13 protein-coding genes are annotated in these 13,255 nt (G+C 59.9%); 9 read left to right on the top strand and 4 right to left on the bottom strand.

Going from position 1 to position 13,255, the window contains the following annotated elements; all coding sequences use genetic code 11:
* Positions 1-98 precede the first annotated feature (98 nt).
* Entirely contained in the window at positions 99-455 is a 357-nt protein-coding gene (gene flgN, locus ACS3QZ_RS13980; protein WP_456038389.1) for a flagellar export chaperone FlgN, read from the bottom strand.
* Positions 424-873, bottom strand: coding sequence for a rod-binding protein (locus ACS3QZ_RS13975; RefSeq protein WP_456038388.1), 450 nt, complete (start codon positions 871-873; stop codon positions 424-426). Before ACS3QZ_RS13975 ends, flgN begins: the two co-directional genes overlap by 32 nt.
* Before the next feature lie 494 nt (positions 874-1,367).
* On the opposite strand from ACS3QZ_RS13975, the gene ACS3QZ_RS13970 reads away from it, so the two are divergent.
* From ACS3QZ_RS13970 to ACS3QZ_RS13960, 3 genes are read left to right on the top strand one after another with little or no spacing between them, the layout of a single operon-like run.
* Positions 1,368-2,393: a flagellar hook-length control protein FliK gene (locus tag ACS3QZ_RS13970; protein WP_456038387.1), complete on the top strand. Its 1,026-nt coding sequence runs from the start codon at positions 1,368-1,370 to the stop codon at positions 2,391-2,393.
* Positions 2,394-2,402: 9 nt separating this feature from the next.
* Complete coding sequence (locus ACS3QZ_RS13965) at positions 2,403-3,086, top strand: flagellar hook capping FlgD N-terminal domain-containing protein (RefSeq protein WP_456038386.1); 684 nt, start codon at positions 2,403-2,405, stop codon at positions 3,084-3,086.
* A gap of 58 nt (positions 3,087-3,144) precedes the next feature.
* Positions 3,145-4,014 (top strand): phosphotransferase, encoded by an 870-nt coding sequence (locus ACS3QZ_RS13960; RefSeq protein ID WP_456038385.1) that lies wholly within the window; start codon positions 3,145-3,147, stop codon positions 4,012-4,014.
* Positions 4,015-4,064: 50 nt separating this feature from the next.
* On the opposite strand, the gene ACS3QZ_RS13955 is transcribed toward ACS3QZ_RS13960, so the two are convergent.
* On the bottom strand, positions 4,065-5,150 hold the full coding sequence (locus tag ACS3QZ_RS13955) for a polyamine ABC transporter substrate-binding protein (protein WP_456038384.1): 1,086 nt from the start codon (positions 5,148-5,150) through the stop codon (positions 4,065-4,067).
* Between the two features lie 149 nt (positions 5,151-5,299).
* Here ACS3QZ_RS13955 and ACS3QZ_RS13950 point away from each other — a divergent pair, with 149 nt between their 5' ends.
* From ACS3QZ_RS13950 to ACS3QZ_RS13925, 6 genes are all read left to right on the top strand, one after another.
* On the top strand, positions 5,300-6,019 hold the full coding sequence (locus ACS3QZ_RS13950) for a GntR family transcriptional regulator (protein ID WP_456038383.1): 720 nt from the start codon (positions 5,300-5,302) through the stop codon (positions 6,017-6,019).
* Positions 6,020-6,095: 76 nt separating this feature from the next.
* Positions 6,096-7,484, top strand: coding sequence for an aspartate aminotransferase family protein (locus tag ACS3QZ_RS13945; protein ID WP_456038382.1), 1,389 nt, complete (start codon positions 6,096-6,098; stop codon positions 7,482-7,484).
* Between the two features lie 384 nt (positions 7,485-7,868).
* Positions 7,869-8,972 carry an ABC transporter ATP-binding protein gene (locus ACS3QZ_RS13940; protein ID WP_093092039.1) on the top strand — a complete coding sequence of 368 codons (1,104 nt, stop codon included), beginning with the start codon at positions 7,869-7,871 and terminating at the stop codon, positions 8,970-8,972.
* 70 nt (positions 8,973-9,042) lie between these two features.
* Positions 9,043-10,131: an extracellular solute-binding protein gene (locus ACS3QZ_RS13935; protein ID WP_093092037.1), complete on the top strand. Its 1,089-nt coding sequence runs from the start codon at positions 9,043-9,045 to the stop codon at positions 10,129-10,131.
* Between the two features lie 101 nt (positions 10,132-10,232).
* Complete coding sequence (locus ACS3QZ_RS13930; RefSeq protein WP_093092035.1) at positions 10,233-11,504, top strand: ABC transporter permease; 1,272 nt, start codon at positions 10,233-10,235, stop codon at positions 11,502-11,504.
* Positions 11,505-11,510: 6 nt separating this feature from the next.
* Positions 11,511-12,722 (top strand): ABC transporter permease, encoded by a 1,212-nt coding sequence (locus tag ACS3QZ_RS13925; RefSeq protein ID WP_093092033.1) that lies wholly within the window; start codon positions 11,511-11,513, stop codon positions 12,720-12,722.
* A gap of 56 nt (positions 12,723-12,778) precedes the next feature.
* Here ACS3QZ_RS13925 and ACS3QZ_RS13920 read toward each other — a convergent pair whose 3' ends face one another.
* Positions 12,779-13,207 (bottom strand): c-type cytochrome, encoded by a 429-nt coding sequence (locus tag ACS3QZ_RS13920; protein ID WP_456038381.1) that lies wholly within the window; start codon positions 13,205-13,207, stop codon positions 12,779-12,781.
* Between the last annotated feature and the right edge of the window lie 48 nt (positions 13,208-13,255).

Below are 13,255 nucleotides of genomic sequence, written 5' to 3'. Positions count from 1 at the left end.
GCCACCCTTTCGGATGCGGGACTACCATGTCGTTCGATGTGCTAACGGAGTGCTAAGCCCGCCAATTCGTTTTCCGGGCATTTGAAACAAATCCGTTTCTAGGCCCTTTTCTCGATCTTGCTGCGGACCGTCGAAACAGACAGGCGCCGCCCGTTTTCATCATAGGTATCAAGCGACTGCCGGACCCGTCCGAGTTTCTGGATGCGGTCCGCGACCGACCTGATACCGGCAAGCGCCGCGTCCAGCAGCGCCTGGTTCCGCAACGTTTTTTCCCGCAGCGCGGCCAGTTCGGATTCCGGCTTGCCGTCCAACTTGGACAACTTGTCGAACAAAAGCTCCTTGCGCTTCACCAGTTGCTGCAGTGCTTCAAGGTTTCCTTCGATCAGGGCGATGCGCTCTTCTTCCAGAAGCGCATCCAGGGCCTCAAAGATCTTTTGCGCTGCCGACATGCTCATCTGCTCTCTCCACCAGTGCCTGATAAAACGATTCGGTGAGGCCGATGCCTCCGGCCTGAACCATTGCGCGCGCGTGTTCCCTGCGCAGGAAAGAGGCGAACTGGTCTTCACCAGCGCCGCCGCCAAAGCTTTCCCGTGGTTTACCAAACCCTGCAGATTTCAACATTTCTGCAAGGAAAGAGACCTCCAGTTCCTGTGCGGCCTGCCGCAATGCGCCTTCAATTGCACCGGTCGGGTGCGGGGGAGGGCTGTGTGATAAAGCCGTGATCATGATTGACTCCATATTGATCTGAATTTTCCCGATCAGATTGTAAAGCGGTAAAGAATTGGTAAGGAAAGCAAGGGCATGATGCGGTTCCCAGAGGAAGAAATCCCGGAGAGTCCATGCAGCCGCCGCCCGTCTTATTACTGCAATCAAGTGTTGGAACCGGGAGAGGGGACTGTGTCCGGATCGAACCGGGCCCCGGTTCCGGTCAATTCATAGCCATCTTTGATGAGATGGCATCGGAAGTGTTGCCTGCCGATCCAGAAGCAGGCCTGACCACTGCGGAGTCTTCTGAAACTGATGAGGCTTCGTCCGAGCTGCAATCGCACACCCCGGAATCGACACAGAAAGTAATCGCGGGCGAGTCCGCGGATGACCGTGAAGATGGTTTCATTGCAGGCGTTCCGTCCAAGCCGTTCAAAGATGTCGCGACGCTCCCAGACGATTTGAGGGAGGACGGCGCTATTGGCCCGGCGACCGACGGTCGAACGAAACCCGCGCCATTTGTGGCACAGCAGAACATCGCTGATGGCGCCGAATACTCTCCGCAGGAGACACCTCCCCCCATCCGCGTGACCGCAACAGGTCGGACAGGTCTGGGGGGGGCTCCTCTCCCCGAATCTGCAACGTCGGTGGCAGGAGCGGGCATGCCGTCCCGTGTACCTTCGCAACTCGTCGATTTCAGGTTCGCGGAAACTGAGCCGATATCGATGCCTGAGCCGGGTGAGGTGGCGCCAGATCTGCAAACGACAAAAGCGCATCGCCTTGATCAGGTGGCGCAGGACGGTCAGGGCATCTTGCGACGGGATGCAGGCAGGCCGCGCCCTGTGGAGTACGCCGCTACGACAGAAGGGACCAACGGTATCGAAGTTCGCGCAGAGCCACACATGCCGAGTGGACCAGCCAAGAGCCGGGGCGATGTTCCGGCCGGGTTGCAAACCGTCGCCGCGCCGCAGCTTTTGACCTCGATCATGCCGTCGCATGGCGATAACGGGGCATCGAAAAAAATGACCCGTTATGAGACCATACCGCCCTCTGCCACGCCCCAGACAGGGATTTCTGCGACCATTCCAGGGGAACAAGCAGCAGCGCCAGGTGTTGCCCCGGGCACTGAATTGCCCCCCGCGCGCCAAGCCCTTGTCCGATCGACAGGGCCGTCTGAGGCGCATTCGCTTGCGATTGCTATCGGATCGGAAGAGGCGCCGCCCCCTCTCGCACAGTCTGTGTCGGCACTCACGCCTGAGACCGTGGCCCAGTCCCAGTTTCGCGCCCCGAGCGTGGCCCCGCCAACGCCCCAGGTGATCGTGCGCCAGGTACTCGAGGCGCTTGGTTCGTCCGGACGGGACCTGATAGAAATCACGCTCGATCCGCCCGAGCTTGGTCGGATCAGGATGGCGATGGCGGAAACCGCCGGGTCGATTTCTGTGACCATTCAGGCCGACGCATACGCCACATCCGATTTGCTGCGGCGTCATCAGGACATGCTGCGGCAGGATTTGTTGGCGCAGGGGTACAAGGATGTTTCCTTCACCTTCGAACAGAATGCCTTCGGCGGGCGAGGACAGGATTCTCCCGACACAAACGACACCCCGACCGGCGAGGCTCCCGAGATGCGGACCGTTTCGGAAACCCGTCTCACCTTCTCATCAGCGGGCGTCGACATTCGCCTTTAGGAGACTTTCATGACCATTTCACCCGTCGCCACGTCTCAGCCGTCCGGTGCGCCGACCGCGGCCCAATCGGCACAGACCCAATCGGCCCAAGGCGCATCGGCGCTCAGTTCGGATTTCGAAACCTTCCTGCACATGTTGTCGGTCCAGATGCGTAACCAGGACCCGCTCAACCCCACGGATTCGAGCGAATATGCCGTGCAGTTGGCGACGTTTTCATCTGTTGAGCAGCAGGTGTTCACCAATGATCTCCTCACGCTCATGTCCTCGCAAATGGGAGCCATGGGCATGAGCAGCCTGGCCAGTTGGATCGGGATGGAGGCGCGCATTACCGGCCCGGCCAGTTTCACCGGAAACCCTGTCGAGGTGGTGCCCTACGTTGAACCCCTGGCGGATGAGGCGCACCTGATTGTACGTGATGCCGACGGGGTCGAGGTTCAGAGATACGCGATCGACACGACCGACGATCCCCTGCATTGGAAGGGTGTTGATGACACTGGCAAGCCGTTTGATCCCGGCCTCTACCGGTTCGAGGTTGAAAGCCGATCAAATGGCAAGGTCCTGCAAACCCATCCGGCGGATGTCTATACCCGTATTTCCGAGGCGCGTGGTGGTCTCTACGGCACGACTCTGATCGCTTCGGGAGGGGTCGAGTTCTTGTCATCGGATGTGGTCTCCTTGCGCGAACCGCGCTGACGCTTGCCTCCCGGTTTGGACTGGACTAGCGTGCGCGGCGCTTTTACTCGGGAGCGTCATGACCGCCAGTTTTCCCCAATCGCCGCCGTCCGACCTGTGCCGCGCATTGCCCGCGCTCCTGTCGGGCGAAACCCCTGTTCGGTGGGAAAAACTGTCGGGCGGGCGTACGAACGCGGCGTGGCGCGGCCACATGCAGGACCGCGACATCGTGCTCAAACTGTACCGGGACCGATCGCAAAACCCGCTGTTTCCCAACCTCCCCGAAGCCGAAGCCAACCTTCTGGAATATCTCCGGGGGACCGGACTGGCCCCCACGTTGCTCGGAACGCTGAACACGCCGGACGCGCGGTGCAATGTGTATTCCCATATCCCCGGAACCGTCTGGCGACAGGGAACGGGTGAAGTGGCCCGGATGATGCGGCGCCTGCACGGTCTGGCTGTTCCGGCTGGGTTGCGCGCCTGTGCGAACGGAAGCCGTGCCCTTCTGCAACAGGCCGAGGCGATTCTCGACGCCTGCAACCACACCCCTTTGCCCGCTTCCCTGCGGCCCGACTGCGACATTGCTCCAATCGGGGACACCGTGCTTCTGCATGGGGATATCGTTCCGGGAAACCTGATTTCCAACGACAACGGGCTGCACCTGATCGACTGGCAATGCCCGGCCATTGGCGACCCGTGCGAGGATATCGCGATCTTCCTGTCACCGGCCATGCAACAGGTCTATCGCGGTGGCCCCCTGACCGCGTTGGAAATTGACACATTCCTGGCGGCCTATGGTGCGCCGGACATCGCCGCCCGGTATCGCGCCCTGGCTCCAGTCTACCATTGGCGCATGGCGGCCTATTGCCAGTGGAAGATGGAACACGGGTCCCCCGAATATGCCAAGGGGCTCGAACTCGAACGTGCCGCATTACACGATGCGACATGAAAAAGCCCCGCGCAACGCCGTTGCGCGGGGCTTTTCCGGGATACGTCAAATCAGGTGCCCGATTTGATCTTGGTCCACATCCGGGTCACGACCCGCTGGGTTTTCGGCGGGTAAGGTGTGGTGGTGTAGAGGTTGTTCAAAGTGGCTTCATCCGGATAGATCGCCGGGTCGCCGATTACATCTTCTTCCAGCATCGGCTGCGATGCCTTGTTGCCGTTGGCATAGTAGACATAGTTCGACGCAGCCGCCATGTTGCCGGCATCCATGATGAAGTTCAGGAACTTGTGCGCCGCATCCGGGTTCGGTGCGTCCACCGGGATGGCCATCTGGTCAAACCACATCAGGGCGCCTTCGCTGGGTGCGTTATAGGCGATCTCGACGCCGTTTTCGGCCTCCCATGCGCGGTCACGCGCCTGCAGGATGTCACCCGACCAGCCCACGGCCACACAGATATCGCCATTGGCCAGCGCGTTGATGTATTCCGAGCTGTGGAATTTCTGGATATAAGGGCGGACGGCTTCCAGCACCGGTTCTGCCTTGGCCAGCACATCCTTGTCGTGGCTGTTGGGGTCTTCGCCCAGATAGGCCAGCGCTGCCGGGATCATTTCGTCCGGGGCATCAAGGAAATGCACGCCGCAGGACGCCAGCTTTTCCATGTTGGCCGGGTCAAAGACCAAGGCCAGCGATCCGATCGGGGCGTCTTCGCCCAGCACTTCCTGAACCTTGCCGACATTTACGCCCAGTCCGGTGGTGCCCCACATGTAGTTGATCGAGTATTCGTTGCCGGGGTCATACTTGGACGTGCGGTCCATGATGACGTCCCACATATTGCCCATGTTCGAGAGTTTGGACTTGTCGAGCTTCTGGAACGCGCCCGCCTGGATCTGGCGTTGCAGGAAGGTGCCCGAGGGAACCACCACGTCATATCCTGACTTGCCCGCCAGCATTTTCGTCTCGAGAACGTCGTTGCTGTCGAACACGTCATAGATCAGCTTGATGCCGGTTTCTTCTTCGAACTTGGTCAGCAGCTCTTCGTCGATATAGTCCGACCAGTTGTAGACGTGAACTTCTTCCGCATGCGCGGCCATGGCCCCCAGCGCCACGGTGGCCGTGAGTGTGATCAGGGTCTTCTTCATTTGGGTCTCCCGTTGGTGGGCCGGCCTGAAACCGACCATTCTGTTGTGGGATTAATTTGATCAAGTTTTTGCAATATGGCAATATGGTAATGCAAACTGACACCCGATATGATGTGCGGGCGATCAGATCAGGAGGTACGGACGCACAAATGGAAGGCAGTTTTTCTTCGGGGCCAAAAACCTCCTATGGCGATGAAAACGCACAGCGTATTCCGGTTCACCAGCAAGTCTACCAGCAACTGCGCGAGGCCGTTCTGTTCGGAGAGCTGGCGCCGGGCGAAGCGGTGACAATTCAGGGCCTGATCGAACGGACAGGCGCGGGAATGACGCCGATCCGCGAGGCGATTCGCCGTTTGACGAGCGAAGGCGCGCTCGAGTTTCGCGGCAACCGGCGGGTCTGTGTTCCGATGCCTACGGTTGAAGGCATTGATGAACTTATCTTTTTGCGCGAGATGCTCGAACCCCAACTGGCGGCGCGTGCAGCAGCCCGCGCGACCGAGGCCGATATCAACGCGCTCGAAGCCATTGATGACGGGCTGGATGATGCCATTGCTCAGGGCGATGTCGGCGCATACCTGCGGCGCAATTACGCCTTTCATGACAAGCTGTATTCCGTCGCGGCGGCGCCGATCCTGACCGAGGTGGCGGTTGGTCTCTGGCTGCGGTTTGGCCCCTCCATGCGCGTGGTGTGCGGGCGGATGGGCACCCAGAACCTGCCGGACAATCACAAGAAGGCGCTGGATGCACTGCGGGCCGGCGATACCGATGCGACGGCGGACGCCATTCGCGAAGACGTGCTTCAGGGGATGGAGCAAATGCGCGCCGCGTTGGAAAGTTCGGGTCTGGATGGCGAACTGATTGACAGATAAAAATTTGATCATATTCTGAGTCGCAACGGTCCGCCTCTGTTCGGGCGGCCCTGATTCCGGCTTTATGAGGTTCGCCATGAACATGATCACCAACCATCTGCCCACCGCAGAACTCCAGGCGCTGGATGCCGCGCATCACATGCATCCCTTTTCCAACCAGCAGGAGCTTGCTGATCGCGGGGCCCGTGTCATCACCCGCGCCAGCGGCGTGACCCTGACCGACAGCGAGGGCAACGAGATCCTCGATGCCATGGCGGGTCTGTGGTGCGTGAATATCGGCTACGGGCGCGACGAACTCGCCGACGTGGCCGCGCGCCAGATGCGCGAGCTGCCCTATTACAACACCTTCTTCATGACCACCCATGCCCCGGTGATCGCGCTGTCGGCAAAGCTGGCTGAGCTGGCGCCGGGCGATCTGAACCACGTGTTTTATGCCGGGTCGGGGTCCGAGGCGAACGACACCAATATCCGCATGGTGCGCCACTACTGGTCGGCCAAGGGCAAGCCGGAAAAGAAGATCATCATTTCGCGCCAGAACGCCTACCACGGCTCGACCCTTGGCGGGGCGAGCCTTGGTGGCATGATTCCCATGCATCAGCAGGGCGGCCTGCCGATTCCGGATGTTCACCACATCCCGCAGCCCAACTGGTGGGCTGAAGGCGGCGACATGTCCCCCGAGGAATTCGGGCTCGCCCGTGCGCAAGAGCTTGAAAAAGCCATCGAGGAGCTTGGCGAAGACCGTGTCGCGGCCTTTATCGCCGAGCCGATCCAGGGGGCAGGCGGTGTGATCGTCCCGCCCGAGAGCTATTTCCCGGAAATCCAGCGTATCTGTGACAAGTACGACATCCTGCTGATCGCCGACGAGGTGATCTGCGGGTTCGGGCGCACGGGCAACTGGTTCGGTTCCCAGACCGTCGGGTGGAAGCCGCACATCATGACCATCGCCAAGGGGCTCAGCTCGGGCTATGCGCCGATTGGCGGGTCGATCGTATGCGACGAAGTGGCCGAGGTCGTGGGCGCGACCGAGTTCAACCATGGCTACACCTACTCGGGCCATCCCGTTGCGGCGGCTGTCGCGCTTGAAAACCTGCGTATCCTGGAAGAGGAAAACATCATCGGCCATGTCCGTGACGTCGCCGCGCCGTACCTCAAGAAGAAATGGGAATCGCTGACCGATCATCCGCTTGTGGGCGAAGCCAAGATCGTGGGCATGATGGGGTCGATTGCCCTCACCCCGAACAAGGAGGCGCGTGCGCCCTTTGCCGCTGATGCGGGCACTGTGGGTCTGATCTGTCGCGAGAACTGTTTTGCCAACAACTTGGTGATGCGCCACGTCGGGGACCGCATGATCATTTCGCCGCCGCTGGTCATGCAGCCGGACGAGATCGACACGCTGATCGAACGCGCCACGCGCGCGCTGGACCAGACTTACGAGCGCATCAAATCCGAGGGACTCTACAAGTAAGACTGGCCTTCCAGCGTCAGAAACACCTTTGCGGCCCGCCGGAACGCCCGGCGGGCCTGCCAAATTTCTGGGCGAAATTTCAGCAGTTATCGCCCAAAAAATCCTTGCCCACACGCCGACCTGCCAATTTCGGACGGTGCTCTCAGAACTTTGAGAAATACAATATTTTCAGTGGATTATTGTGAATTCTCTGGGGGAGTTGCCCATTGGCATCGAGCGCTCGGCGACGCTTCGGGCAAAAAAGCGTCGTTTCTGACGCCTTGTGTCGTTTCCGTAGGGTTAACATCTCTTTTTAACCGATTGGTTGCACACCAACACCCGAGTGTGGTTACATTTGGGTAATAGCGCGGGGTAAATCCGCCAGTTAAAAACGGGGAGCCGGTTTTGGCCGATGCTGACACATCCAACGCGTTCGTAGAGTTCGAACGTGTCCAGAAGAGCTATGATGGCGAGACACTCGTTGTCAAAGACCTCAATCTCACCATGCCGAAAGGCGAGTTTCTCACGATGCTTGGCCCGTCAGGGTCTGGCAAGACGACCTGCCTCATGATGCTGGCCGGGTTTGAAACAGCCACACATGGCGACATTCGCTTGGGCGGGACGTCGATCAACAATATCCCACCGCACAAACGCGGGATCGGAATGGTGTTCCAGAACTACGCCCTGTTTCCGCACATGACGATTGCCGAGAACCTCAGCTTCCCGCTCGAAGTGCGCAAGCTGGGCAAGTCGGAACGCGAGGCAAAGGTGAAGCGCGCGCTCGACATGGTCGAAATGGGTGCCTTTGGTGGCCGTCGTCCGGCCCAGCTTTCCGGCGGTCAACAGCAGCGGGTCGCCCTGGCACGCGCATTGGTGTTTGAACCCGAACTGGTTCTTATGGACGAACCGCTCGGCGCGCTCGACAAACAGCTGCGCGAAAAAATGCAGTTCGAGATCACCAATCTGGCGCATGAACTGGGCATCACAACCGTCTACGTGACCCACGATCAGACCGAGGCGCTCACGATGTCGGACCGCGTCGCCGTGTTCGACGATGGCCGCATTCAGCAGCTCGATCCGCCCGACACACTCTATGAAGAGCCGAAAAACAGCTTCGTCGCGCAGTTCATCGGCGAAAACAACACGCTGGAAGGCGTGGTGAAAGAGATCAACAATGGTCTGGCGCTGGTTCAGCTCGACGATGGCGAATTGATCGATTGCCAGCCGGTACACGAGTCGGTGAAACCCGGCGCGCGCACCCGTGTGTCGATCCGCCCCGAGCGGGTTGAATACAACAAGGACCGCTTGAAAGAAGGCGTCCACACGCTGAAGGCGGAAGTGAAAGAGTTCATCTACATGGGCGACATCTTCCGCACACGGCTCAACGTGGCTGGCAATGATGAGTTCATCATCAAGACCCGGAACGCGCCGGACGTGGATCGCCTGCAACCCGGACAGCAGATCGAAATCGGTTGGCTGCCCGAAGACTGTCGCGCGCTCGACGCCTGAACACCGTCGGCGCGCCGGTCCGCGCCATCGCGCGGATCAAATTAATAAGTTCAACAAGGAGAGTACCCAAATGAAAGCCAAACTCACAGCATTTGCCGTGACGACAGCTTTGGTGGCCCCGGCCGCCATAGCCGAAGAGATGACCATCGTGTCTTGGGGTGGCGCCTACTCCAAGTCACAGCAGCTGGCCTATCACGAGCCCTACACTGCCAAAACCGGCATCACCATCATCAACGATGACAGCTCGGCCGAAGCCGTGGCCAAGATCCGCGCGATGAACGAAGCCGGCAACGTGACCTGGGATGTGGTCGACGTGGTGGCATCGGACGCGATGCGTCTGTGCGACGAAGGTCTGGCCGAAGAGCTTGACCATGATGCCGTTCTGGCCGCAGCGCCTGACGGCACCCCGGCCTCGGAAGACTTCGGTGACCTGATCGTCAGCGACTGCTTCGTGCCGCAGATCGTCTACTCGACCACCTTCGGCTACCGCACCGACATGGTGGGTGACACGCCGCCGACCAGCGTTTGCGACATCTTCGACCTCGAGAAATATCCGGGCAAGCGTTCGCTGCAGAAGCGTCCGATCGACAACATGGAGTGGGCTCTGTACTGCGACGGCGTTGCCAAGGAAGACATCTATGATGTTCTGGGCACCCCCGAGGGCGTAGAGCGCGGCCTGGCCAAGCTCGACACCATCAAGGACAGCGTTGTCTGGTGGACTGCCGGCGCAGAAACCCCGCAGCTTCTGGCAGACGGCGAAGTCGTCATGGGCTCGACCTTCAACGGTCGTCTGTTCTCGGCCATTGCCGAACAGAACCAGCCGATCGGTATGCTCTGGGACATGCAGTCCTTTGACCTTGACGGCTGGATCATCCCCGCCGGTCTGAGCGAAGAGCGCAAGCAGCGCGCGCTGGACTATCTCTACTTCGCAACCGACACGCAGCGTCTCGCAGACCAGGCCAAGTACATCTCGTACGGTCCGGCACGTAAATCGTCGGCTCCGCTGGTGGGCAAGCACGCCTCTCTCGGTATCGACATGGCGCCGCACATGCCGACCGACCCGGCCAACGCTGGCAACGTGCACATCTATGACTACGAATGGTGGGCCGACAACCGCGATGATCTGGACGCAAAATTCCAGGCATGGCTGGCCAAGTAATTCTATAAACGACACCCAGAGAGGCGGCCTCCGCCTCTCTGACTTCCCGCAATAATGCCATGCCAAAATGGCACAACGGGACCACTGCAACGGGGACTGCAATGAGCGACACAACCCAATCCGGCCCGGTTTTGGCCGCCGATGGCACGCCGCTGAAACGAAGCTTGCACCGTGCTTTGCGGATACAGAAGCTTCGCGCATTGATGCTGATTGCGCCTTTGTTGGCCTTCGTGCTGCTGACATTCATTGTCCCGATCGGTCAGATGCTGTTCCGTTCGGTTGAAAATGACATCGTCGCCAACACATTGCCTAAAACCGTCATCGCCCTTCAGGATTGGGATGCGGCTTCGGGACAAGCACCTGACGAGGCTGTTTTTGCCGCCTTGGCAGCCGATTTGTACGTCGCCTCGAACGAAAAGACCCACACGCGGGTTGGCAGCCGTTTGAACTATGAAACGCCGGGGATCAGCTCCCTGTTCCGCAAGGCGGGCCGCAAGGCCAAGAAGTGGGACGTCGAGAATGACGGTCCGTTCAAGGAACAATTCATCAAGATCGACGACGGTTGGGCCGATCCCGACGTGTGGCGTACGATTCAGACCTACAGCCCGAAATACACGAACGGCTACTTCCTGAACGCCGCCGACATGCAGAAAGGCGCCGACGGGGCCGAAATCCGCCCTGAATCCGAGCGCATCTACATCACTCTTTTCAAACGCACATTGATCATGTCGCTGATCATCACGGGGGCCTGTATCGTGCTGGCCTATCCCGTGGCATGGATCCTGGCCAACCTGCCGTCGGCCAAGGCGAACCTTTTGATGATTCTCGTGCTCCTGCCGTTCTGGACCTCGCTTCTCGTGCGGACCTCTGCCTGGAAGGTCATGTTGCAACAGCAGGGGGTGATCAACGATACGCTCGTCTGGCTGGGCCTTGTGGCCGATGATGCGCGGCTTGTGATGATCAACAACCAGCTTGGCACGATCATCGCCATGACGCATATCCTGCTGCCCTTCATGATCCTGCCGATGTATTCTGTGATGCAGACGATCAACCCGTCCTACCTGCGCGCCGCAAAATCCATGGGGGCAACCAACTGGACGGCCTTCTGGCGGGTCTATTTCCCGCTTTCGGTGCCGGGCATTGGCGCGGGCTCGATCCTCGTCTTCATTCTCGCCATCGGCTACTACATCACGCCGGAACTGGTCGGCGGCACCAAGGGTGTCTTCATCTCGAACCGGATTGCCTTCCACATCTCGACATCGCTCAACTGGGGCCTCGCGGCCGCGCTGGGGACGATCCTGCTGGCGGTCGTGCTGATCCTCTACTGGGCCTATGACAAGATCGTGGGCATCGACAACGTGAAACTGGGGTAAGGAACAATGGCTGCACTCACACCCATCTCCCGCAAGCCCCTCTCGCTCGTCATTCCCTGCATCGCAGGGGCGGGCGGCCTGTTGGGCCTGTTCGTCGGCACCGCCAATGGCTCGGGTTTGCTCGGCATCGTCATCGGCGCGGCACTGGTCTCGCTCATGGGGTTGTTCTTCATCTTCGTGTTGAAAAACGAAACCACGGCCAAGTGGATATCCATCCTCTTCGTGGCCGGGCTCGGCTTCCTGTTTGGCGGCGTTCCGGGGGTCATCCTCGGCGCGATCTTTGGCTGGCTGTTTCACTGGTTCATCTACTGGACCTACGAAGGCCGCTACCGCGCGCGCCTGCTGCCCTATCTCACACCGGGACAGGTGCTCTGGCACTACACGTTCCTGTTCATCTGTGGTGCGATCTTCGTCTTCCTGATCACGCCCATCCTTGTCGTGATGCCGCTGTCCTTCAATGCGCAGGACTTTTTCACCTTCACGCCGGAAATGCTGCGCCTTGACCCCGAGGGCTATTCGCTCAAGCATTACCGCGACTTCTTCACCAACAACGAATGGCAGCGCAGCTTCAAGAACTCGCTGATCATCGCGCCCATCGCGACCATTATCTCGGTGAGCCTTGGCACACTGGCCGCCATCGGCCTGAGCCAGAGCCACGTACCGGGGCGCCGCGCGATCATGGCGATCCTGATCTCGCCGATGATCGTGCCGCTGATCATCTCGGCCACCGGCATGTTCTTCTTCTACAGCCAAATCGGCAACTGGCTCGAAGGCACGCTCGGCTTCAACAAGACGTTCGTTGGCTATGTCAAAGTTGTTCTGGCCCACGCCGTTCTGGGGATTCCCTTCGTGATCATCACCGTGACGGCCACGCTCGTGGGCTTTGACCGCTCACTGACCCGCGCTGCGGCCAACATGGGGGCCAACCCGGTCACGACCTTCTTCCGGGTTCAGATGCCACTGATCCTGCCCGGTGTGATCTCGGGCGGCCTCTTTGCCTTCATCACCTCGTTTGACGAAGTGGTTGTCGTGCTATTTGTCGGCTCGGCCAGCCAGAAGACCCTGCCCTGGCAGATGTTCACCGGCCTGCGCGAACAGATCAGCCCGACCATCCTCGCTGTTGCGACGATCCTTGTGGTGATCTCGATTGGCCTGCTGACGGTCGTGGAAATGCTGCGCCGTCGCTCTGAACGTCTGCGTGGCATGTCGCCGAGCTGACGTCAGGGATAACCGAATGAAAAAAGGGGCGCCCCGAAACGGGCGCCCCTTTTGTTTTACGAGATACCGTTGGCACGCTGAACTTCGCGGATATACGAGATGATCGCTGCGACATCCCCCCGCGTCAGTCCCTCGACCGGCGCCATGTCCCCGAACGACCAGTGATGGGACCGCACGCCAAGCTGAACGGCGCGCTGGAACGCCTCGTCGCCGTGGTGCGACGGCTCATAAATCTTGTGAATGAGCGGCGGCCCCGCGCCATCCACCCCCGCCGCGCTGACCCCATGACAGTCGATGCACTTTGCGGTGAAAATCTGTTCACCGATCTTGCCCATATCGCTCAGGTTTGCAGGCAGCGTCACCTGCGCGAGCGTATCGCCAGATCCACCCGCCGGCATGTCCGGCGCGCTCTTGCTCCAGAGTGAAAGTGAAATCGCGCCCGCCACACCGACAACTCCGGCAATGGCCAATATCTTCCAGTTCATGTGATCCCCATGTTTTCTTTCCAACCCCGCCCTACAGGCTTCCAGCGG

This window comes from Shimia sp. W99 (genome assembly GCF_053851455.3).
Note: the sequence above shows the minus strand (reverse complement) of the source record. Positions and strands in the feature narration are given on the sequence as shown.